The sequence below is a fragment of the Cyclobacterium xiamenense genome (genome assembly GCF_900109255.1).
GTDB classification, from domain to species: Bacteria; Bacteroidota; Bacteroidia; order Cytophagales; family Cyclobacteriaceae; genus Cyclobacterium; species Cyclobacterium xiamenense.
The window spans coordinates 73,276-97,317 of the sequence record NZ_FNZH01000005.1 but is presented as its reverse complement, the minus strand read 5'-3'; the positions used below and the strand labels follow the sequence as shown (position 1 = coordinate 97,317).

The following is a 24,042-nucleotide window of genomic DNA, read 5'->3' as shown; positions in this document are numbered from 1 at the left end:
GTATGCGAGTTACAACCTTCATCCTATTTTATATAAAAATGATAGGCTCATGTCAGCTTTACGTACTATCCGAGACCCTTTTTTCTTTTATTTCAGTTGCCTGATGCTCATTATCGCAGTAGGGGGGTTTGGATTAAATGCGATTGTCAATCCTCAGAGTATCCCTCCGAATTCCACTTATTTGGTAGCACATGGAACGTGCATGACCTTGTGGTACCTTTTGGTGGTCGTTCAGGCCGGGCTGATAAGGGTAAAAAATATTGCTTTACATAAGCGCCTGGGTAAGTCAAGCGTAGTCCTGGCCATAGGCATTTTGGTTTCCGGAATATTGGTGACCATCAACAGGTATACCCGCTCAGAAGATGCGGCTATCGTTATGGCCAGTATAGTAATGATGGGATCTTTTATTATGCTGTATGCCTTTGCCCTTTACCATTACCAGCGTCCAGTTATCCATAAAAGACTTATCCTGTATGCCAGTCTGGCCATGTTAGTTCCTTCGCTGGGCCGATTAACCCGGGCAATGGGCATTAATGAATTCCTGAGCCTGCTTTTCTTGATCCTGCTAGCCCTTGCGCCCCTGGTGTATGATAAGAAAACGCTTAAAAAAGTGCAGGGGATAACCTTTATTGGGATTGTTACCATTATCGTTGGCTTAGGAATTATTGTCGGGGTTGGCTTGTCGGAAAGTTGGGCCAACTTTCTTGCTTCAATTATGCTTCCTTGATATCGAGTAATAAATCAACACTGATCATACCGTTGAAACAACTATTTGCTAAGTTTTAGATAGTTAAGTGAAAATAATTTATTAATCATAGTGGCTGATGACATTCAACTTCAACTAAAAAAAATCTAAATATGAAAACGCAAAATGTAAAATTGACTCTACTAGTCATAGCAATACATCTTACAACCTTAGGCCTTTTTGCTCAGGACTTCTCCCATGGATCAAAAGTCACGATTAGGTCAGATCTTGGTCGCTATTTGTCCATTTGCGAAGACTGCCAGAATATGAATTATAGCTCAATTAGATTTACGAGCTCCTTTGCTTATACTGGCTCAACTCCCCGCAGTTCGGAGATATTCACCGTTCTCCGTCATGGCGATAGGGTAGCATTCCAAGCTTATGATGGCCGATACTTAGCCAGGTGTGGCGGTTGTGAAAAAACGGAGAACCTTACTATGATTACTACCACAGGTGTTCCTGACCCATCCAATCCTAATCCCGTTACGCTTTTTAAACTGAATAAACTCTCCAATGGGAAATATACAATACAGTCTGACGATGGCCGGTACTGGACCCGCTACCATCTCAAAAACGGCAAGACAAAGCAAGTGGCTGCCTCCTATTATGCGGGAACAGACAGAATTGCGGGACATTTCGATATTGAACAAATATCAGGGGAAATTAAGAATGGTTTTACTGTCCTGATAAATGGGGTGCAATGTTTACAAGCAGGGGATTTTGGAGATAATGTTGACGAACTCTATATAGAAGTGTTTGTGGACGGAGAATTTAAGGAAAAAATAGGCCCCAGAACGATGAACCCAACGCCCTTTTTATTAGGTTCCAAACAGGAATATTGGATGATGCCGGGCTCTTATTATGCGGAGGATAACGTTCGATTCGATTTGTGGGAAGAAGATTCTGGTAAAAATCCTGCTTTTGGATTTGACCCAGATGATAAAATAGGTTCTATCACTATTAATGCCGATAAAGAAGATGGAAATTATATTGCCCAAAACTTCGAGTCGGGGGGTGAATCTGGAAAATGGAGGATCGTATGTTCCAAACTGACGAGGACAGATTATGCTCCTACTAATGAAATAGAAGCAGTCAAGGTCACCATCCCAATTAAAGATCAGGGAAATGAAGGAGCCTGTGTTGGGTATGCAACTACAGCTGCTTTGGCCATGGCATATTTAAAGGAAAATGCTTTGCCTTCAATCAATTATGAATTATTTGATGGAGAAGCGCTATATAGAAACAGAGATAGTCAAACTGCGGGTTGGGAATATGCATCGGGATCTGAGGGAGGATCCTTGAATTATTTATTAAAAAATCCTATACCATTCAAGCCAACTCCTGGAAAAGCATTACAACTAAAAAGTTATTTCTCATACAATAATAATGGAGAGGTAAGAGAATACTTTTTAGATAATAATTCGGTATCCTACTTAATAGTAGAGCGTGCAGATCCTGGAAAAGGATTGCAAAAAATGCGGGACCAAATCAAAAATGGGAATGCTTTGTTAACCCGCTATGATGTATTTGATGATTTCAACGTCTATGTAAGAAACGATGGATTATATGGAGGAAGGGTTTCAAGTACCGAACCCAAACTTGGTGGTCATGCTGTATTAATCATTGGGTATGGTAACCCCTCAAAGGGTGAAAATGGATTTCCATCTTGGGCTATTCAAAATAGTTGGGGGCCACAATGGGGAATGCAAGGTTTATGTTTCTTTGCCAGTGGAGCGGTAGGTATTGATAATATGGTATATAAAATTGGCGATTTTGAAGTAGTTGAGACGACTTCCCAACCTAATTCCAATGTATCAGTAGTCAGGGATATGACCTATCATTTTTCCAACTCGTCGGATTGGGTAGTTAGATTTACGGTTACTTATGTTATCCCTGGTTATTTACCATCGGTGTGGTCGTCCACTGATTTAAAAAAAGGAGGGGAAATAGAACTAGAAATTAAGGATAATTATGATATCCAATCCATAAAAGCTGAATACATAGATTTACTTAGTTGGAAAACCATTACTATCCAGAATTATAACAAAAAAGCGAAGGATCTACCCAATGAATACTTAGTAAAAGGAAGCATAGGCAGTCTACCTACCTACGGTACGAAGTAATAGCCTCTACTAAAAGGAATATTATTTTGTTCCAGATGAATATGAATCCTCTCTTAGAGGGCTTGTTATCAATGCTCTCGTAACCCTGTAAAAAAGAAACACAACCATTTGTTGGGGAATTGAAAGCTCAGGGTATCCATTACCCAATATAACTAAATAAAACCAACTAATTGTGAATTGAGGCAGCTTTATTACAATCGGTGCAGTTGACCTTGGATACGTTTATGTTGTAGGTTGACTTGTTCTAACAAAGTATCAAAATAGGAGGAACCGGTCAGTAGAGAAAAAAGTATTCCTGGGAAATATTAATTCATCAAATTGTCTAGTTACCTGTTAACTAGGGGCTATCGGTTTTAGTGTAAACACACTTTCTGCCAGGTAATACAGAGATAGTTGGACCAGCGAACTTATAGTCCGATATAAGGAAGGGTAATTCTAATGTGTTTAAATGCGTCCTATTGTTAAAAATTTAAATATTAAACGATGAAAATTCTTAAAACCCTGTCTTTCTGTTTGCTCCTGGTGATTTGCCAAGCTCAGCTGGCTGCCCAAGAGCATCCTACCGCTGAAAAACTGCATCATATACTCATTATTCAATGGGCCGATGGTGTAGACCTAAAGCTGAAAGAGGAAGCGTTGACGCTATTTCAACGCTTTCCGGAAAAAGTTGACGGCTGTGAGGAGGTAAGTATTGCGGACATAACCCTTTCGTCTGATGATTTTGATACGATAATCATCATGGTCTTTGAGTCACAAGCAGCCTATGATGCCTATGAAGCACACCCAGATCACGGACGCATCGTAGCACTTAGGCCAAAATTAGTGAAGAGTGCCAGCATTGTAGATTACTGGAAATAAGCCCTGCCCTATCGATCCTATAATTATGAAAAATAAAGTACTCGTAACCGGTATATCCGGATTTGTCGGTCAGCATTGTGCTCTGGAATTACTTAAGCAGGGCTTTCAGGTCAAGGGATCTGTTAGAAGTCTATCAAAAGAAGCAGAAGTGAGGAATGGCATTGCCAAATTGATCGACCCAAAAAATCAACTCGAATTTTGCGAACTCGATCTCACTAAAGATGACGGCTGGGAAGAGGCAATGCACGATTGTGCGTACGTACTCCACGTAGCGTCCCCTTTTTATTTCAAGCAAACCAGGGATGAAAATGAATTCATCAAACCGGCAGTAGAAGGAACGCTACGCGTATTGAAGGCAGCTCAAAAAGCGAAGGTAAAACGAGTAGTGGTCACCTCCTCCACCGCAGCTATGAGCTCCCATATGTACAGGGGCCGGTTTTCACCAAATGACTGGACGGATTTATCTGACAAGAATCTCAGTACCTACGCCATAAGCAAAACCATGGCGGAAAAAGCAGCCTGGGACTTCTTTCATACACAGGAAGGCGATCATCTTATTGAATTGGTAGTAATCAATCCGGGGGGAATAACCGGTCCGTCCATTACCCATAATCTGGACGGTGCAAGCATGGGTATGGTCACTCAAATGATTAGCGGAAAGATGTCCATGATACCTGATTTGTCATTCCCCATGATCGATGTGAGAGACGTGGCCAAACTGCATGTACAAGCGCTTACCAAAGAAGGCATTAACGGAAAACGTTTTATTGCGGCCAGAAAACAAACCACGCATTTCTCGGAAATCGCTGCTATTCTAAAGGAAAACGGGTATAAAAAGGCAAGTACAAAAAAGGCTCCGCTTTTCTTATTAAAACTCATAGGTCTTTTTGACCCGGAGGTAAGCGCCTTGCTAACAAGTGTGGGTAAACACATTGCGGTAGATATCAGCGATACGGAAGCAACATTTGACTGGGAGCCTGTACCTCTTAAAAAATCAGTTTTGGATATGGCTCAGTCAGTAGAACAGGCTTTGAATCAAAATAAATAGCCAATGATAAGCAAATGATACACTGTTCATCAACCACCATTTACCCAAATCTTATGACAACTAACAAACTTATCATTAGCACTTTAGCCTTCTTTGCCCTGTTTTGCATTACAAACCTGATATGGTACACCTACTTTTTCCCATTTCAGGATACAGCCGCACGCGAAGAACGTCTAATGACAGCAGTATTACCGGGTGCACTTATCGCCTCTTTTATGTTTTCATACCTTTACGGTCAACTGGCAAAAGGAGGCAATAAGGTCCGAGAAGGATTTAAGCAGGGTTCAACCCTAGGCACATTCATGTATCTACCGCTTTTTTTGATTTTTTATGGCACACGTGATACGATGCCGCTTGCCGCATGGCTAATGAACGCAGCTTTTCACATAGTTCAATTTGGTATTTTTGGTATTGTGGTGTCCTATATCCGGGGAAACCAAGCTTCTGAAACCAGGAAACCGTGATGAGACAATAAAACATGCGGAAACGCGTGCTCTTACCCAGGTGCCGAACCCTGATTTTTTTGGAGGTACCAGCGAAGCAATCTACCTTTGTGTAACTGACTACCGAGCGTCTAACAGCCCGCATGTAAGGCCGAACAGCGATGCTTGCTTTTCCAATACCCCCTGTAAAATGGATCAAATCAGAGCCTACTTCGATAATTTTTTACGGCTTTCCGATGAGGAATGGGCAGACTTCGCTGCCTGCTTAAAAAAAGAAAGCCACGAAAAAAAGACCTTTCTCTTGCGACAAGGGGAAGTCTGTGACTACATCGCCTTTATTGGCACAGGAATCTACCGCTTTTTCTATGTTCGGGAGGGGGAAGAAAAGATCACGGCATTTTTTTTCCCGGGCGACTTTGTGACCAATTACCGCAGTTTCCTCACAGGCAAGCCCTCTGATCATTTTATTGAATCCTTGAAACCGACCCTCGTCTACAAGGTAAACAAAGCAGACCTGCTTGCGCTCTACGACAAGCACAAAAACATGGAACGCCTTGGGAGATTGATCGCCGAAAACCTTTACCTGACCGTTACGAGGCGGCTTGACTCCTTTTTGCACGACAATCCGGAAAACCGGTACCAGGAACTGGTACACCGAAACTCCAAGCTATTACAAGAAGTGCCGCAGTACATGCTTGCCTCCTACTTGGGGGTAAAGCCCGAAACACTCAGTCGAATCCGCACAAGAAAATAACAACGCCCCTCCACGTTATTGACTTTGGTCAATGCTTTTATTTTTCCCAGCCCCGAATTTAGTACCATCATTTACAAACTAAATCGAGGTACAATGAAAAAATCAATGACACTAGGGGCGTTTTTGATAGCCCTATCCTTCCAACTGCATGCCCAGGTGGATGCCGTTCCATCAAAAAAATGGGGTGTGGAAGTAAACGTACTGTGGCCAGTTTTTCCAGGAAACATGTACAAAGGACAGGTAACGTACGAAACCTGGCGAAAAAAAGACCTGGCCGGTGATGTATTCGTTGGGTATCACATCCGACCTTTTGAATTCAGGGAAAAAGAAGGAGATTTTGCCAATTATGCCCTGACCTTTGGATACAGGCAATATGTCTGGAAGGGTCTGCATCTGGAGTTTTACAATGCATTTGGTCCGGGCTTTAACCGAAACAATGCCTTGAACGGAAACGATTATACCAGTTGGGATTATGAGGTTGGACTGTTGACGGGGTATCGATGGGACTTGATGAAACCGGAAAAACGAGCAAACGCTAGATTCCATCCATACCTGAGCGTCCAGCATGGTTTTTACTACGTCGCAGCAAAGAGTAACCCGCACCCGATAGCTGACGCCAACGGGGAACGGGCGGTCTACGTAGGAATTCTAAACTTTGGCCTTCGTTTTTAAATCCGCAAATGGACACCATGTGCCGTACCAATACGAGCCCCAAGAATGCGTTTAGGGAAAAGGACGCTTACTCTGAAAAAAGCCGCTGTGGAATGCAATCGGGGTTTTCCTTGCTCGTGGCCGGCCTGTATCGGCGGACGCGTCAAGGCTGCCGGTACCGTTGCTACAGGGATTTCCCAGGCGGTACCGATTTTGCTCCTCATGCCGGCGATTGATTGCTCGGGGATTAAAAATTAATCGGACGAAAGCTTCCGTACCAAATTTTTGAATAAATTTGATACGGAAGCTGCCTGGTTTTCTGGCAAAAAAAACTGACCCCTAAGAGAAAGTGGGGTCAAACCAGCACCTGGTAAACCACTAACCACCAAACCCTTCCTACGCATGCGCAAACTCGCTCTTTTGCCCGGCAAATTCAGCAATGCCGGACACATTCTCGCCTCCGTCGGTGCCGCCGTGGGCATCGCCAACCTGGTACTCTTCCCGGCACGGGTATTCCACTACGGAGGGCTGGCCTTTATTTTGGTATTTGTTCTGTTTACGTTTATTCTAGGCGTACCCCTCATGATTGGCGAAACCGCGCTAGGCAAACACAGCCAACGCGATGCCGTAGCGGCATATCGTGGCATCGGGGGGAGAAAGTGGGGTTTTGCCGGCCTGTTTGGCCTGATTACTTGCTGCTTTATTTTGTCCTTTTACATCGTGGTGGCGGGATGGTCCCTTTACTACCTGTACCTGTACCTCTTTCAGTACCAGGAAATCACCGCTGCGGTGGCGGCAGCCCTCGCAACAGATGCTCCCTCCGTAGCGGGAGTAGGTGGCCTATTCGGGAAGTTTGTGAGTTCGCACTACGAAGTACTACTCTTTTCGGGAATCTTCATGGGGGCGACCGTGGCGATTGTCGCCAACACTATCAAACAGGGAATCGAATGGGTCAGTACCCGCTTCATCCCACTCCTGGTGCTGATGATGCTGGGCTTGATCCTCTCCGTGCCCTTTGTCGCCGGAGAGCGGGTGAATTACGCCAATTTTTACTTCGACTTCCCGGCCCTATTTGCGATGGACAGCAGCGGTAGGATTGGCATCATCGAGGCACTGGGACAGTCCTTTTTTAGCCTATCTCTGGGTGCCTGTTCCATGGTCACGTATGGGACCCATATCGACAAAAACACCCATGTGGTTTCCAATGCCCATTACATCGTACACAGCGATACCCTCGTGGCGCTTTTGGCTGGGCTGTTGATTATTCCGCTTTTTGCTGCCTCCGGGCAGGTTGGCCTCAACCCCAGCCTGGTATTTATCAACCTGGTCGATACCTTTTATAGCTTTGGCGAACCTTGGGGAAGGCTTATCGGAATTGGTTTCTTCGCCTTGTTTAACCTGGCCATCGTGACCTCCACCATTTCCATGCTGGAACCGGCGGTAAATTACTTTTCCAAGGGGAACGACGGCCGGCGGAAAACCTACTCCCTGCTAATCGGAACAGGTATCTTCCTTTTCAGTGTACCAGCCATCCTATCCTTTAACCCGGAATCCCCTGCCTTTTTCACCGATTTTCTGGGGTACGGTGACAAAGAAAACGGTACCATTACCATGGGCTATTTTAACTTTATCCTGGATTTCTTCGGCACTTTCTGCCTGCTAGCCGGAGCCTTTCTTTTGTCCGCTTTTATTCGGGGTACCTGGACCCTGGAAAAACTGTTCGAGGAGATCACCGTCAGCGGATATTCCCCAGGCAGGTCGATTAAAACACTACTAAAGGTGACGTTTTTGTGGGTGATTCCCCTATTGATGCTGCTACTCCTTGGAGCGGAATCCCTGAAGGTCTTGTTTAAATTGGGGCTAATCGACTGACGGTTATTTACTTCCTTTTTGCCAAAGCAAGGAGAATGGGTTCGTTTCGCTTGCCTGCAAAGTGAAAACAACCCAGAATGCCGGTCTTTACCTGTTAGTAGGGTGAAAAAAAACGCCGACTCGCTTCTTTTGTATCCGATACGGCCCGCTTAAAAGGAAGGATTATTTAAGTGCCCAAGGTGCTCCGGGCGGGTTTCTGGCTGAAAGCCCTACCCTTAGCCACTTTTCTGCACCAAAACAGAAAAGAAAAAACACCCGGATGCAAAAGTAACGAACAAAAGCCTCCCATTCTTTGTGTACCCTTGAAAAATCTTCAACCGCACCGTCTGCAATTTAAAGGATCATTTTTTTGGACGAAGCGAGCCGCTACGGGAGTTGAACCATGGCGCCAGTACCCTAACGAACGTCGAGGCGTCGTCCAAAACCAGCATATCCTATCAAATACATTATGTATAGCTTCTTTATAAAAATTATTTTATTATTTTAGCCCTCTCAATGAAAGCTTTTTTATCAAAGGATTATTTAACGGAATCAATGCCGGAATATAGTTTAATTTATTGTTTGAAAAACCAAAATGGATGGCGCCACCAACTAATCTGATTCCGGATTACCTTATCAACTCGGGCCTGTTCTCAGTGGTTGTAACCGATCTGGAAGGGAATTACACCTTTGTGAATCAACTCTTTTGTGAGCGATTTTCTTTTATAGACGGGGATTTTATTGGAAAACCTTTCTCGGCAACAGTTCACGAAGCGGATGTTTCGAAGGCCAATGAGGCCGCAAAGTATTGCCTTGCCAATCCCGGGCAGGAAGTAGCGGTTCAACTTCGGAAACCCCAAAAACAGGGAGACGATTTTATTTGGACAAATTGGGGGTTTTCATTGGTATCAGGGGAGGGAGGGGAACCCCAGGGCATTTTGTGCATCGGGTACGACCTGACCGAGGTCAAAAAATCTGCCAAAGAACGGGTGCAGGCAGACCTCCGGTTTTATGAGGTTTTTAATAGCAGCACGGATGCTTACATCCTGGTCGATGCTTCCTTTCGGGTGGTATTGTTTAACGAAGCTTCGCGTACCACCTACGGTCGATTGTTCCGGTCTCCCATTTGCGTGGGCGCCGATATAAGCGATTTACTAGCCATCAAAACCCTGGATGGGAATAACTGGATTGGGGAAATTCTCGGAAAAAACCAAACCTCATCCAAAGAAGTTGCCATTGATGGCCTGTGGTACCAGTTCGGTTTTTGCCCGGTGGATGGTGAGCAAATGGACACGGTCATACATATTCGGGACATTCACACAAGGAAAGAGTCTGAAGTGTACCGGAAAGGTTTACTAGCGAGCATACCCGATATGCTCTTCGTTCTGGATAAAGACGGAGTAATTCTGGATTACAAAGCTGATGCGAAGGATCTGTACACAAGCCCCGCTCATTTTCTAAACAAGCATTATTCCACATCACTCCCGCCCGATGTATCGCAAAAATTAGCAGCTGCTTTGGATCAGCTTCGTCACGAGGGAGAAGTGTCGGAAGTTCTGTATTCCCTGGAAATTGAGGGGATACAAAAACATTACCAGGGACGCCTAAATAACCTGGGAGACGACCGGTACATTGTTTTGGTGAGAAACGTAACCGGACGGGTCGACGCTGAACGGAAAATCGTGGAGCAAGATAAATTACTGCGGGCGATTTACGAAAGTACCAGCGAAGGGATCAGCTACGTAGATAAGGGATTTGCATTCCGATTTATTAACCAGGCCGGTAAGGATCAATATACGCAGATTTTCGGTAGCGAGCCTACGATTGGGGCATCTTCGATGGATTATCCCTATTTGACAGATGGGCAAAGCTACGCCCGGCAGCTTCAGCAAGCCATGGATGGAAACACCAATGTATTGGAGGGATGGACGGCAGGTAGATTTTGGCAGCTGACAATGAATCCCGTCAGGAACCAACAACGGGAGGTAATTGGCGCTTCGCTCGTCTCAAAAGATCTAACAGAAACCAGGCAGGGACAAATAAAGCTGCAGGAAAGTGAGCGAAAATACCGGCTAATGGTCGATTTGCTATCGGAAGGCATTGTGTTGCACGGCATGAATGGAACAAACCCTGTGATCGATTGTAACGAAGCGGCGGCGCGGATTTTGGGACTTACCAAGTCACAGCTTCTGGGTAAAGATTCCTTTGACAAATCCTGGAATGCCTGTGACGAAAAGGGCAACCCCATCTCGCCCGAGCAGCATCCTGCGGTAGTCACACTAAGCAGCGGGGAACCTGTCCGAAACTACATCATGGGCGTCCAAAAAAAAGCAGCCGATTTTGCATGGATTCTTGTGAATAGTGAACCCGTTTTCGATACCGAATCCGGACAGTTAAAAAACGTGTTGGTCGCTTTTTCAGACATCACTGAGATAAGAAATTCACAATTGATGATCGAAAGCAACGAACATCGCCTTCAAAAAATAATCGAATCGATCCCGCACCCCTTGCTTATCGTAAACGATCAAGACTTAATAGAATTCGTAAACGAAGATTTCACAACAGTCTTTGGCTACGATTCCTCCGAAATCACCGGAAAAGGTATTGAGTTATTGATCCCGGATCGATTCCATACCGACCACCGGAAACTTGTCCAAAAATACCGTCAGAGGGTAGGCAAGCTTTCTCAAATGGGACGGTACATCCCGGCCCGAACCAAATCCGGAAAAGAGTTGTATTTCAACGGCAGCCTGAATTCGTTTCGAGATGGGGAAAGAAACCTTACGATCGTTATCCTTCAAAACGTGACGGAGTTCAAAAAAAACCAAGAGACAATTTTGGAACAAAATAAAAACCTTAAATCCATTGCGTGGATTCAATCGCACGAACTCAGAAGGCCTTTGGCAAATATTTTGGGATTTTGTTCCCTTTTAGACGCAACGATTACCCTGGAAAGATCGGAAATTAAAGAAATTGCGAAAGCCGTAAGCAAGTCTGCAAAAGAAATGGATCAATTGATTCACGAAATTGTCAAGAAAACGGAACAGATCAAGTAACCCCTTATCGCCGTCAGCTCCCAGTTGCTCGGAAAAGAAACCGTACCACAACCCGGCGATGGGCATTTTGCGGTTTTTTTTTATCAATTACAACCGATGACTTTTCCGCACAGCTGGATGGCCTTCTTTCCATCACCGCGCGGAAAACAGGTATAGGTGATTTTTTGTTCTCTAGTGAAAATAACCGAAGCGAACTCGGTAAATTGAAAGGTTTTCCCAACAAACGATGCAATCGATAGACAGCCTAATAGATAAACTCGACTTGAGACCACACCCGGAGGGTGGATATTTTCGGGAAACCTACCGAAGTGCCGGAGAAATCCCCGAAGCCGCACTGGGTTCTGCCTACACTGGCAAGCGAAACCATGCCACCTGTATCTATTTTCTACTTACTTCCGCGGACTTTTCGGCGTTCCATCGGATTACGCAGGATGAAATCTGGCATTTTTACGAAGGTTCTCCCCTACGCCTCCACTTGTTATCCGAGACGGGAGAGCATTCGATTCACCGGATTGGACGCGACCTGGAAAAAGGCGAGGTTCCTCAGTTTGTTGTTCCGGGAGGCCATTGGTTTGCCGCAGAAGTGATCCAGCCGCACAGCTATTCCCTGGTTGGCTGCACGGTAGCACCCGGATTTAGTTTTGCTGACTTTGAACTCGCTTCCGAAAATGCACTCAAGGCTCGTTTTCCGGACAAAGCGGAACTTATCCAGAAACTGACCCGCCAATGAGGGATAAAATTCCCTGCATGCGGTGATTGGATCTCTTTGGACCGAATCACCGAAACGGGCCCAGAAACCCGGCACCATCTCGTCGGTTCTGCAAAAAGAGCCCGAAGCGGGCATTATTGACCCTGGAAGTGGATGCGAATACAATTTATTTTTCCTAGCTTATCGGGTCAAATAAACAGAACAAAAACCCCATCCCCCGGATACCGGGCGCAGCGCATGAATACGAAGGTACTTCCACTACTCGCATTGATAATCCCGATGACATGGGTCGGATGCATTGAAAAAAAAATCGTCACTGCTGATAGCAACCAAGGGCTGGAACAGTGGTTAGCAAAGCCAATTTCCGAACGGGAACCACTGGAAAACATGGATTTCGCAGCGGCACCCCTATCGAAAGAGCAGGCAGAACGTTTCACTGATAGGCTCTTTCGCGACCATCAGCAACAGGTACTTCGTACCTATCAGCAACAATGGGATTCCCGGGAATTGCAGCTTGACGGGTTGAACATGCCATTTTATTACCAGGTAGTTGGGGATGCCCCTGCCGATGGCAGGAGCCTATACCTATCCCTGCACGGGGGAGGCAATACGCGCCCCGAAGCAAACGACCGGCAATACGACAACCAAAAGCACTTGTACGATCAAACATTAAAGGGAATGGAGGGGGTATACCTGGCCCCACGTGCCCCTACCAATACCTGGAACCTTTGGCACGAAGCACACATCGACGATTTCTTTACCACGCTGATTCAACTGGCGGTGGCACTGGAAAACGTAAACCCCAATAAGGTATACCTGCTGGGCTATTCGGCCGGCGGCGATGGCGTGTATCAGTTGGCCCCACGCATGGCCGACCGCTGGGCAGCCGCCGCCATGATGGCCGGGCATCCCAATGAAACCTCCCCCCTGGGGTTAAAAAACGTCCCTTTTGCGCTACACATGGGGGCCTTGGATGCTGCCTACGACCGAAATAGCAAAGCCCGGGAGTGGAAGCTGCTGCTGGATAGCCTGGAAAACCAGGCACCCGGAACCTACCGACACCAGGTGGTCCTGCACGAGGGATTGGGCCACTGGATGAAATTGCAGGATGCGGTGGCTTTGCCCTGGATGGCAACTCACCGACGCAATCCCATTCCGGAAAAAATCGTGTGGAAACAGGACGACCGGCATCACCGCCGTTTTTATTGGTTGGGCGTGCCGGAGGAACAGATTGAAACCGGCGGGGAAATCCACGTGGAATACAATCCCAAAAACAACGAAATTAATATTTTGTCGAATTACAGCAGCAAACTGGAACTCTTATTAAATGACCGGATGCTGGATTTGGATGCCCCAATTACCGTCAAGTACCAGGGCAAGACCCTGGCAGAAAAACGGGTCAAGCGCTCCCTTCTGTCCATCCACCAAAGCCTTTCGCACCGGGGAGATCCCGACCTGGCTTTTCCCTGCGTACTGACCGTGATCGATAATGAACGGGTGATGGAATAAGGAAAAATGAAGAATGCAAATACCGGCAACGGTGCTATCCTTCCGAACAAACGCAGGAAATGCAAGGCAGAAGCTTATGCCCAGCCCCAGGAGCCTCGCGTAATGGCAGTGGAACAGACTCTTACGAAGGGGCGGAAGCGCCCAATGGCCTATCCAGCGATCATTTACACAACCCATATCCTCGATCCATTGTGCCCGCAAATGGCTAGATCACCGGTATCGATCAATTCGGCCCTTTGCTGGCTATACCAGAGTTGCACCGGTCATCTTTTTAATCTATATTCAATGTTCGAGTCACAAGAAAAACACTGCCCCCAATGAGAGCCCTTTTCCCAAAAGATATTTTCCTGGTAGCAGCAGGAATCCTGCTAATCCAGGCATGTGGTGTACCGGAGAAAAAACCGGACGAAACAAAGCCAAACATCCTATTTATCGCGGTAGACGATATGAACGACTGGGCCGGGTTTTTATCCGGACATGCGGGCATGAAAATCCATACCCCTAACATCGATCGGCTTGCCGCTGCTTCCATGGTATTTACCAATGCCCACACCCCCGCACCGGCTTGCGCACCCACACGGGCGGCTATTCTCACGGGCGTGCACCATGCCCGTTCGGGGGCAGAAAACGTGTATTGGGGTGACGGCCCGAAATGGCGGGAATTTGAAGCACTGAAGGAAGTGGTCACCCTGGAGCAATTTTTCCAGCAAAATGGCTACAAAACACTGGGCGCGGGTAAAATTTACCACAGCCAGGCACCTCCCTGGTCGCCAACCAGCCAGGTAGAGCCGGCCAATTGGGATTTTTATTACCCAAGCCCCTACATCTCCCATCCCTTCCAAATCCGCGCCCCCAAGGACGTCATTTATCCGGAAGACGTGGACAACGAAAACCGGCCCGGCGGCGGGGCAGATGGCTGGTGGACCTGGGGTGCCATCCCCGTTCCGGATGAAAAAATGGCCGACTACCACATCGTAGACTGGGCAAGTTACCAGCTCCAACAGCCACACGAAAAGCCTTTCTTCCTGGCTGCGGGTATGTGGAAACCCCACGATCCCTGGGAGGTTCCCCAAAAATACTTCGACATGTATCCATTGGAAGACATTGTCTTACCCGAGCGGCGAAAAAACGACCTGGAAGATGCCTTCGATCATGGCCGCCGGTATATCATGGAATGGGTACTGGAAAACGAGCAATGGGAAAAAATCATCCAATCCTACGCCGCCTCCATCACGTTTTCCGATGCCATGGTGGGCCGCTTGCTGGACTCCCTGGAACAATCGGCCTACGCGGAGAACACCATCGTGGTATTATGGTCCGACCACGGCATGCACATGGGCGAAAAAGACAATATTGAAAAATTCACCCTATGGGAACGGTCCACCCGGGTGCCGCTGCTCATTTCCGTTCCCGGTATGGAGCAGGCAGGCAGCCGTTGCGACCAACCCGTGAGCCTTATGGACCTGTACCCCACACTGGTAGAGCTAACGGGTTTTTCTCCTCCTTCCCACTTGGATGGAAGAAGCCTGGTGCCCCAACTAAACGACCCCGGTACCGAAACGGCTCCGGTCGTATCCAGCTACAAATTTCCCAACCCCAAACCCAATGGGGTCACGGGGCATGCCGTGAGAAGCATGCGGTACCGGTACATTTACTATCCGGAGATCAACCTGGAAGAGCTCTACGATCACGAAAACGATCCCAACGAATGGGATAATGTGGCCTATAAAAAAGAGAACACACAGGTCATCGAAGAACACCGAAACGTGTTGCTGGACATGGTGCCTGAATTGACCTGGAAAGACGGTACCCCGGAGGGCTATTCCATCGACAGCAACGGATTGGTAAAGAAGAATAACTTTGAATCGTTTTAAAAGCCAAAATGGATCAGATTCCCTGTTGGTAAATAATTGGCGGTGAATGCGTGGAACGGTTCGTACCAACCCACAAAAACAATGGTAAAGGCGGTATCTTTTAGTCATGGTTCCGTTACTGACATCCTGCATCAATATTCCATCAGCCTGACGGGTAAGCAGCTCAACGAACTGGGCTCCAAAGCCCGTGCCTTTAACTTTTTTCATCCGCGGGTTGGCCCACCCATTATCACTGATATTAACTAATTAAAAATCTTCCTTCAGAAAATAATTCCGATCATTGGGAAAGTAGTTTACCCCTTTCGTCCTAAGCCTGAGCTGTGGAAACGTTGAATGAAGTAAATTATTCGGAGTTACAGTTTAATCGACTACCAAATTAATTCAAGCCAGGAAATCATGAAACTTTTGTTTTCACCTGTACTGATCATATTGGCCATTTCGAGTTGTACCACCAATCAGGAATAGAAAATCACGAATGCCGAATCATGGAGCTATTTTGATTATTCCAACAGCAACCGAAAATAATAACCGAAGAACTGACAATAATAAAAACGGGTATGTCGACCACCGAATAGTGTAGGCGTAAATTTATCTTTTAACACATGAAAACAGTAGGCATCATCGGAGGTTCGGGCTTTATTGGAAGCTACAACACTCAAAAGTTCTTAAATGAAGGATACAAGGTAAAAGTATCAACTACAGACCTTTCCAAAAAAGAAAAGTATGAGCATTTACTCAGCCTCAAAAATGCCGAGAATCTGGAAATCGTTCAACTCGATGTCGAAAATAAGCAAGAGCTTATGGATTTTCTTAAAGACTGTGAAGTAGTAATTCATGGAGGAACCCCCTTCCAATTGGATGTGAAAGACCTTCAGAAAGACCTGTTTGACCCGACCATCAAGGGAACGGAAAATTTTCTGGAAGCAGTTCTTACGATTCCCGGAATTGAGAAAGTCGTTTTTATTGCATCTGTTGCGGCTTACAACACCAATTTTCCATTTTTACCTGCAGGAAAAACGGAAGGAGACCAAATCACTGAAAATGATCAACCTTTTATGAGCGAAGAAGGCATTCCTTATGCCCAGGCAAAGTTTATCGCCAATCAGACCGTCAATAAATTTATCACTGACCACCCTAAGCTGCATTTTGAAATTACCTCTGTTTCGCCTGTGGGTGTAATGGGAAAATCTTTATCAAACAGACAGGATTCCACCTCAACGGGTATACAATTTCTGTTTAAAAATAAAATTGCGCCCAACCCATTCATACAAATGATCTATGATGTGGATGTTTTATGGGCATTGGTAGACGTAGAAGATGTTGCCGAGGCGATTTACAAAGCGGCTGTAATCAAAAACATCCATGGGAAAAACTATCTCTTGTCGGGGGAAAGCTACAGGGTTTCAGATGTTACATTGATGCTCAACAATCAACCTCCGGTAGGCAAACCTGAAATTGTTTATAGTTCAGAATTGGCAATAAAGGATTTGGGAATAAGCTTTAAACCAGTAAGCATTCCTTTGAATAATTATTCCTCATAAAAATGATGACGGAAGTAAAAGAAAACACCATCAAAGAGTTTATGAAAAAGGACGATTACTCCATTTCTCCCGGTCCCGACCCTTTTCGGTAAGGCGTTTTCCCCGTATACGTTGAACAACCGGGCTTTTTGACGATCTACCGATCGTATCCGATTTCCAGACATGGGACTAAAAAAACGATGGTTCGGTGTCAATTGGGGCCAGGTGCCTATCCTGAAAAGCGACCGATCCGGAGAATACAGCTTATGCCGGCTAACATCACCCGAACACGCACCCGCAAGAAATGGAACGATCGTTCTAATACAGGCAGTGTAGAAAAACCCAAGCGAATAATGGCAATTTGGCGGGATTTATGTATTTTCAAACAGCTAAATCCGTACGGCCTGTTTTTAACAATAATCCCATAAAAATGATATCCTACCGAAAGGAAATACTGATTTTCGCGATCGCTGTTGGTCTACTGCCGACTGTATTTCCGATTGCTGTGCATGCCCAGGCGCCCGTATCCGGGCGAAACGACTTAGTACAGCGGACGCATGCGGCATTGAAAAAAGGACTGGCATTTTTTCACTCGCTGAATACCGAAGGAGGCTATGTCTACTACGTAACTCCTGACCTATCGATGCGGTGGGGAGAAAGTCCTGCCGATGCACATACCATTGAGGTTCAGCCTCCGGGTACTCCCGCCGTGGGCCAATCCTTTTTGCGTGCCTATCGGGTCACTTCTGACAGGCAGGCTTTGGCATTCGCCAAAGAGGCAGCACATGCATTGATTCGGGGGCAAAACAAACACGGCGGATGGGATCATACGATCGATTTTACTAATTTGAACAACGAAGTAGTAAGTTTCGATGATAATCAAAGCCAATCGGCCGTTAGCTTTTTGATGGCCTTGGATCAGCTAGTAGACGATCCTCTGTTGACTGCGGCCACCCAAAAAGCCATACACATGATGCTGAAAACCCAGCTGGACAACGGGGGTTGGCCTCACAAGTACCCCAAACAAGGAAATTACCACGATTATGCCACTTTCAATGACGGGGGGATTAACGATTGCATTCGCGTCATGCTGGAGGCCTACCGGTACTATCCGGGGGACGAGGCCATTGAACAAAGCCTGCGCAAGGCTGCCCGGTTTCTGATGATCTCCCAACTGCCTCCACCCCAACCCGGTTGGGCGCAACAATACAACGAGTTTCTTCAGCCGGCCTGGGCGCGCACCTTCGAGCCCCCAGCAGTATGTCCATCTGTTACCGTTAAGAACATCAATACCCTGATCGATTTGTACCTCATCCTCGGAAACGAAACCTTGCTGGAACCCATCCCCGATGCCTTGCGATGGCTTCGGGAAGTACGGATGGAAAACGGCATGTGGGCCCGCTTTGTAGAACTCGGAACAAACAAAGCGCTTTACTACGATAGACCCCGCATTCGTGTAGAAAAGCTGGAAGATCTGCATCCCGAACGCCGAACCGGATATGCGTATCAGACGGATCTGCAGGTACCGCTTGAGAAAAGTACCCTCCGGTATGAAAAAGCCCTTGAAATGGGCCACGAGGATCTGCGTAAAGCCGAACAGTACACGAACTCAAAAGAAGCATTGACGCGCCGTATTGCGGATATTTCCGGGGATGTGGTGCGTATACTGGACGAACAAGAGGAATCCGGAGCCTGGATCACAAAAAACGATCGATTTAAAAAGAATATGCCACGAGGGGAGCGCTGGAACGGCCAATACCTTACCATGGATCGCATTAGCAGTAGCGTTTTTAATAAAAATGTAGCCACGCTGTGTGAATTCCTGGAATTGAACAATCAACTGGAAAAAATTTCGGAAAGGACCAATTAAATGCTAGTTGGAAGAATTCCTGCCTGCGAAAAACCCGCGTACTTTTTGAACAAGCAATCCGATGGGGTGATCGATTTCGATGGGGTGATCGATAGAATTCCTTGCCCGAATGCCGCAGGGGCCATGGGCTAGCTGTGGTGATTCCCAGCAGGAACAATACCGGAAATTCTGCAGGAAAGAAACAAGGCCCCTTTCGTGCCTGGAAAGAAGCCAATAAAACGCGCGCTGGGCTTTTGTTTCGCCACCTGTACGGGGTGGTAACCCGGATTTTGGCATAAAGCTGCGGTAGTCCAATACTTTTAAATCTATCAAAATTCTACTAGCTTCGCATCAGTAGGTCGGTTGTGATCCAAAATCATGCGGCCGCCGAGTACACCACTAGAAAAAACTGCTAAAAAATCGCTGTACCAGATGAAAAAAACACTGGGAATAGGAATGGTCGGTGCCCGTTATGGGGCACGCATGCATTTGGCAAATTACCGAAACCTACCGCCCGGACTGGTGGAAGTCAGAGGTGTTTGTTCCCTGACCGAGGAAAGTGCCTCGTCTTTAGCCCGGGATGCCGGGATTTCCTTTGCAACGACTGAGTTGGATCGTTTGCTCGCGCGCGAAGACATTGATATCATCGACATTTGTACGCCTCCGGCATCCCATCACGAAATCGCCATCAAAGCTGCAAAAGCAGGGAAGCACCTGATCATGGAAAAACCGCTAACGGGGTACTTTGGCGAGCCAGGAGACCCCGAACCCATCGGGTTGCATGTCTCACGTGCGAAAATGAGAGTTGGAGCGCGAAAGCATGCGGAAGCGGTACGCGATGCCGTACGGGCAAACAAGGTGATCTTCTGCTATGCGGAAAACTGGGTATATGCCCCACCGATTGTCAAAATGCGTCGATTGATCGCTGCCTCTAGTGGCTCCATTCTTGAGCTTCGGGCAGAAGAAAATCATTCTGGGTCGAATTCTGTGTTTTCCAAAGAATGGAAATACATGGGAGGAGGAGCGTTGCTCAGAATGGGCGCACACGCCGTTGGAGCCTGCCTCTACCTCAAACAATGGGAAGGCGAGCAGCGCAGGGGAAAACGAATACTGCCAGTTTCGGTAATGGCCGATACCGCAGACCTGATCCATACCGAGGCATCTGCGTTGGCAAAAAAAGCACAGGCGCATCGGTGGATAAGTTCCGACCCAACGGATGTGGAAAACTGGGCCAATGTGGTGATACGCTTCGATGACGGATCCCGGGCCACCGTACTGGTCAGTGACGTGGGATTGGGAGGGCTCAACACCCGCGTCACGGCTTACATGACCGACGGGGTCATCAAAGCCAACATGACAGCAAACGATGTGATCGAAACCTACGCGGTAGACCCGACTACCTTTGCAAGCGAGAATTTTACGGAAAAACTGGAGACCAAGGCGGGATGGAACCGACCCAGCTGTGACGAAGATTGGTTTCGGGGATTTTCTACCGAGATCGCAGATTTCATACAGGCCATTGGAGAGGGTCGAGAGCCACTTGCCGGCATTGATTTGGCGGTAAACTGCGTAAATGTCATCTACGCCGCCTACCAATCGGCAGAAGAAGGCCGCTCCATTCAGTTGTAGCAAACCTGCCTGTGCTGTTGATTTGCGTCTCAAAACCGACGCCGGTATCGCGTTCCGGTATGCCCTGCCCAGAAATTTTTACTCGGATGGGCAAGGCGACGAAGCCTGATCCTGGCTTATTTAGTAAGTATACGAATACCTGAAACACCATGCCCAATCCCACCACCATTCAAGACGTCCTGAAGGAGCTGGACCACATCATCGAGGAAAGTATCGCAAGCAATAGCCGAATCGGTTTGTTTGCCTACGTTTACCGACGTACGACCGATGAGATCGCTACCGAAATTGCCCGGGGAAATTTTGAGGACAACGAGCGGCTCGAAAAATTTGACGTGGCATTTGCCAGGCTATACCTGGATGCGTATGAGGCGTATAAAAAAAATCGGGAAGTCAGTGGTGCCTGGGCCTATGCCTTTGACCAGGTGGACAAGCCCCTAACGATAGTTCAGCACATCCTGTTGGGCATGAATGCGCACATTAACCTGGACCTCGCTTTGGCAGCGGCCAAGGTGATGGAAGGGCAGGATATCCAGGCCATTGAGCGTGATTTCCACAGAGTAAACGACATCCTCTATCAAATCACCAACGAATTGCAAGACCGCCTTAGCCGGGTATCGCCCTTGATGTTTGTGCTCGATCTGATTGGTAAAAACAAAGACGAAAAGATCATCAACTTTAGCATGCGCAAGGCACGGACCCAATCCTGGCATGCGGCCAACCGCCTTTGGTCGCTGAGCGAGGAAGAACGAGAAGGGGCCGTACGAAGAATAGACCGCGTGGTGGTTCTACTCAGCAAACTGATCCGGTCACCCAAATCGCTGACAGTTACTTTGCTACTTTTATTGATCCGTGCATTTGAAACTACAGAAGTCAGCCTCGTCATCTCCAAACTCAAAGCAGATTGACCGAATGCGGCGGCAACATTCCCACGCCTCGCTTGGATTGGTTCCGGCACAAACCTATGGTGCATACCTTTTGTAGTAAAACCTGTATGGAAAACCGTGCTTTGTAAACCAAAAAGAAGCGACCGAAAACGGTACGCCTCTTTCTTTAATTGGCTCACAACGGTTTCTCACGAAGGGCAACCTCCCACGGACAAAACCAGATAGGAATGTCTTTCCGGCGCAAGGCTGCTGCTAAAATGCCGCTTTGAAGCCGTCCATTTTCTGGTCTACCTGCGTATCCACCATAAAGGCGAGCCGTACGGTATCCCATCCAATCGTCACTTTGGCCACCTTGTTGTCTTCGGCCGATATGCCGTAGGACAGGCGTTCCTGGCTTTCCCCGCTCATCATCGGAGCTACGTTGATGGCTACGGCGTCGTCTTTTGCCAGGGCCGCCGCATCCACTGTGTCGCCCTGCATGTAGGCATAGATGGCATTCCCCTTGCTATTGATGTGAATGGTCCAGTCACCCGACTGCAGGGGAGTAATGAATACCGAATACTTCCCCGGGGCGATGTTTTTTCCCGAGATGTTTACCGCAGTGCTGAATTCGATGGTCGTCGGCGCGTTGGCACCTGCACGCCAGGGAACTCCATAGGGCACCAGCTCGCCAAATACGGTCCTACCCTTTACGGCTGGGGATGAATATTCGATGCTGATCTTCGTAAAGCCCACCTGCTGGGAAACAGCAGCCGCAGGGCTTGGCGCAGGCGCCATCAATTGGGCCTCTGCCTGAAAAAAGACGGAAAAAACCAGCAGCATACTTAGCACGGCTGGAAAATAAAGTGGTGTTGACGTTTTCATACAATTTGGTTTTTTGAGTAATTAGGTAGGAAAGATACGAAACGCATAGGGAAAACAAGCCCTTTCAATTTGAGATTTTTCAGACCTCCCATTTGGATCCCTTTGTCTGAAGTTCCAGAGCAGACACTGGCTAGCTGTAAGAATATGGTGCATTAGCACAGAAGCCTCGATAGCGGTACCGAAAAACGCAGTAGCGGCTTCATTTATGAAAGGAATCGTTTTTTTCCATTCCTCGATGAGTCGGGAAACAGCTTCCTGCAAGTAGCATTCCGGTTACGATGGAAGCGCATGGAGAAAAATTCCCAGCTTTGCTCGGGTAAACCCGAAAACAGCGGTAATTTTGCCCCCTGAGCGATTGATACCCGAATCTGAAAAAATACCTAATAACCCGTATCGGAAAGATTGCTTCCGGGAAATAACTGCCAAAAATAGCATGTCAAAACTGAAACATATTCGAGAACGTCGCAACCTAACCCAGGAAGAACTATCGGATGTTTCCGGCGTTTCGGTCCGGACCATTCAGCGCATCGAATCCGGTGCGGAACCGAGCGGACAAACCCGCAAACTCCTGTCCAAAGCCCTGGGGGTCGGTAGTGAAAAGCTGCTTTCCCTCCCCGAAACACCGAACGAAGCACCAACCTCGCTGCTCAAGGTACTGTCGATGTCCGCCCTGCCCTTTGCTGTAATCCCTCCCGCAAATATCCTCATTCCCTTGCTTATTATGGCAGTGAAAAAGCAGTGGAGCTCCGACGCCAGGCAAATCCTGTCCATCCAGATCGTTTGGACGATTGGCTCGGCTATCTTTTTTATGTTGGCTGCGTTTGTAAAAAAAGGACTTTTTCTTGGGGGTAATTTCATGCTGCTAATCATGGTCTTCCTGGTGCTGGCAAATGTAGGTATCGTACTTAGAAATACTGTGGAAATCGATCGAAAGGGAAAACTGTTTTTCCACCTGGGATTCAACCTGATCTGAGCGTGTGAATGGTTGACGGGATGTTGTCGGGAGATTGGCGGGTCGATTTTTTGGACAAATGCCCGTACCACCACCATCTTGCCAACAAAAAGATGAAACTACAGCTACTCCCAATCGCCTTGGGCTTCCTCCTGTACGCCCTCCCCGTTACTGCCCAGTTGGACAGAAACGACCCCCTATTTCTGGAACTCAAAAGACAGGACAGCATTTTTTTTGAACGTGGGTTTAATCGCTGCGACGTCGATTACTTAGCCGGGCATGTTGCCTCGGATTTGCGTTTTTACCACGACCAGAGTGGATTTCAGGATCGGGAACGCTTTCTGGAGAACACCGAACAATACATTTGTTCGAACTCGAATAAAAAACCGATTCGGAGAATCGACACCTCCAGCTTACAGGTTTTCCCGCTTTACGACGCGGGGCAACTTTACGCAGTCCTCCAGACCGGGATTCATCACTTCTACCTGCGCGAATGGGGCAAAGAGGACAAATGGAGCAGCACGGCAAAATTCGCCCATATCTGGGTTTTAAAACAAGGAGTTTGGATCCTTAGCGAAGTGATTAGCTACGATCACCGAGACCCGCCGCTGGAAAGTCAATCCCAAGGCAACCTACCAGAATCCACAGGATCACCGGATCAAATGGCGTTTTAATTTATTTTTTTTTAGTACATTCGAATTCGAACGCGGAAGCAATCCGTAA

General features: G+C 47.2%; 21 protein-coding genes. 20 read left to right on the top strand and 1 reads right to left on the bottom strand.

Annotated features, from left to right (window positions below; all coding sequences use genetic code 11):
• Positions 1 to 49 precede the first annotated feature (49 nt).
• The 18 genes from BMW71_RS16265 to BMW71_RS16180 all read left to right on the top strand — a co-directional run bounded on the left by BMW71_RS16265 (position 50) and on the right by BMW71_RS16180 (position 21,524).
• Entirely contained in the window at positions 50 to 727 is a 678-nt protein-coding gene (locus tag BMW71_RS16265; RefSeq protein ID WP_143057651.1) for a hypothetical protein, read from the top strand.
• Positions 728 to 1,182: 455 nt separating this feature from the next.
• The gene (locus tag BMW71_RS16260; RefSeq protein ID WP_177179680.1) at positions 1,183 to 2,868 is read left to right on the top strand and encodes a C1 family peptidase; all 1,686 of its coding nucleotides are present in this window, start codon (positions 1,183 to 1,185) and stop codon (positions 2,866 to 2,868) included.
• 483 nt (positions 2,869 to 3,351) lie between these two features.
• Complete coding sequence (locus BMW71_RS16255; RefSeq protein WP_092176344.1) at positions 3,352 to 3,726, top strand: Dabb family protein; 375 nt, start codon at positions 3,352 to 3,354, stop codon at positions 3,724 to 3,726.
• Between the two features lie 25 nt (positions 3,727 to 3,751).
• Positions 3,752 to 4,774: an SDR family oxidoreductase gene (locus BMW71_RS16250; protein ID WP_092176342.1), complete on the top strand. Its 1,023-nt coding sequence runs from the start codon at positions 3,752 to 3,754 to the stop codon at positions 4,772 to 4,774.
• Between the two features lie 53 nt (positions 4,775 to 4,827).
• Positions 4,828 to 5,238 (top strand): hypothetical protein, encoded by a 411-nt coding sequence (locus BMW71_RS16245; protein WP_092176339.1) that lies wholly within the window; start codon positions 4,828 to 4,830, stop codon positions 5,236 to 5,238.
• Positions 5,239 to 5,407: 169 nt separating this feature from the next.
• Complete coding sequence (locus BMW71_RS16240) at positions 5,408 to 5,971, top strand: Crp/Fnr family transcriptional regulator (protein WP_092176337.1); 564 nt, start codon at positions 5,408 to 5,410, stop codon at positions 5,969 to 5,971.
• 93 nt (positions 5,972 to 6,064) lie between these two features.
• Positions 6,065 to 6,643 carry a hypothetical protein gene (locus tag BMW71_RS16235; protein WP_143057650.1) on the top strand — a complete coding sequence of 193 codons (579 nt, stop codon included), beginning with the start codon at positions 6,065 to 6,067 and terminating at the stop codon, positions 6,641 to 6,643.
• Between the two features lie 381 nt (positions 6,644 to 7,024).
• Positions 7,025 to 8,494 carry a sodium-dependent transporter gene (locus BMW71_RS16225; RefSeq protein ID WP_092176329.1) on the top strand — a complete coding sequence of 490 codons (1,470 nt, stop codon included), beginning with the start codon at positions 7,025 to 7,027 and terminating at the stop codon, positions 8,492 to 8,494.
• A gap of 578 nt (positions 8,495 to 9,072) precedes the next feature.
• Entirely contained in the window at positions 9,073 to 11,529 is a 2,457-nt protein-coding gene (locus BMW71_RS16220) for a PAS domain S-box protein (protein WP_143057649.1), read from the top strand.
• Between the two features lie 226 nt (positions 11,530 to 11,755).
• Complete coding sequence (locus BMW71_RS16215; protein ID WP_092176324.1) at positions 11,756 to 12,259, top strand: cupin domain-containing protein; 504 nt, start codon at positions 11,756 to 11,758, stop codon at positions 12,257 to 12,259.
• Positions 12,260 to 12,475: 216 nt separating this feature from the next.
• Positions 12,476 to 13,747 (top strand): alpha/beta hydrolase, encoded by a 1,272-nt coding sequence (locus tag BMW71_RS16210; RefSeq protein WP_143057648.1) that lies wholly within the window; start codon positions 12,476 to 12,478, stop codon positions 13,745 to 13,747.
• A 317-nt stretch (positions 13,748 to 14,064) separates the two neighbouring features.
• Positions 14,065 to 15,621: a sulfatase gene (locus BMW71_RS16205; RefSeq protein ID WP_092176319.1), complete on the top strand. Its 1,557-nt coding sequence runs from the start codon at positions 14,065 to 14,067 to the stop codon at positions 15,619 to 15,621.
• An 81-nt stretch (positions 15,622 to 15,702) separates the two neighbouring features.
• A complete protein-coding gene (locus BMW71_RS23745; protein ID WP_177179679.1) occupies positions 15,703 to 15,867 on the top strand; it encodes a hypothetical protein in 165 nt (54 codons plus the stop codon).
• Positions 15,868 to 16,223: 356 nt separating this feature from the next.
• Positions 16,224 to 17,162 carry an NAD-dependent epimerase/dehydratase family protein gene (locus BMW71_RS16195; protein WP_092176314.1) on the top strand — a complete coding sequence of 313 codons (939 nt, stop codon included), beginning with the start codon at positions 16,224 to 16,226 and terminating at the stop codon, positions 17,160 to 17,162.
• A gap of 409 nt (positions 17,163 to 17,571) precedes the next feature.
• Positions 17,572 to 19,011: a pectate lyase gene (locus BMW71_RS16190; protein ID WP_177179678.1), complete on the top strand. Its 1,440-nt coding sequence runs from the start codon at positions 17,572 to 17,574 to the stop codon at positions 19,009 to 19,011.
• Positions 19,012 to 19,143, top strand: a complete 132-nt coding sequence (locus tag BMW71_RS24010) for a hypothetical protein (RefSeq protein ID WP_262485673.1) — start codon at positions 19,012 to 19,014, stop codon at positions 19,141 to 19,143.
• Between the two features lie 279 nt (positions 19,144 to 19,422).
• On the top strand, positions 19,423 to 20,619 hold the full coding sequence (locus BMW71_RS16185) for a Gfo/Idh/MocA family protein (protein WP_177179677.1): 1,197 nt from the start codon (positions 19,423 to 19,425) through the stop codon (positions 20,617 to 20,619).
• Between the two features lie 149 nt (positions 20,620 to 20,768).
• On the top strand, positions 20,769 to 21,524 hold the full coding sequence (locus BMW71_RS16180) for a DUF5995 family protein (RefSeq protein WP_092176306.1): 756 nt from the start codon (positions 20,769 to 20,771) through the stop codon (positions 21,522 to 21,524).
• A 231-nt stretch (positions 21,525 to 21,755) separates the two neighbouring features.
• Here the strand turns inward: BMW71_RS16180 and BMW71_RS16175 are convergent, their stop codons facing one another.
• Positions 21,756 to 22,367, bottom strand: coding sequence for a DUF2911 domain-containing protein (locus BMW71_RS16175; protein WP_092176303.1), 612 nt, complete (start codon positions 22,365 to 22,367; stop codon positions 21,756 to 21,758).
• 433 nt (positions 22,368 to 22,800) lie between these two features.
• Between BMW71_RS16175 and BMW71_RS16165 the strand changes: the two genes are divergently transcribed.
• Together BMW71_RS16165 and BMW71_RS16160 are read left to right on the top strand one after the other, a co-directional pair.
• Positions 22,801 to 23,340, top strand: coding sequence for a helix-turn-helix domain-containing protein (locus BMW71_RS16165; RefSeq protein ID WP_092176298.1), 540 nt, complete (start codon positions 22,801 to 22,803; stop codon positions 23,338 to 23,340).
• A gap of 92 nt (positions 23,341 to 23,432) precedes the next feature.
• Positions 23,433 to 23,993, top strand: a complete 561-nt coding sequence (locus tag BMW71_RS16160) for a nuclear transport factor 2 family protein (RefSeq protein ID WP_092176854.1) — start codon at positions 23,433 to 23,435, stop codon at positions 23,991 to 23,993.
• Positions 23,994 to 24,042: the final 49 nt, after the last annotated feature.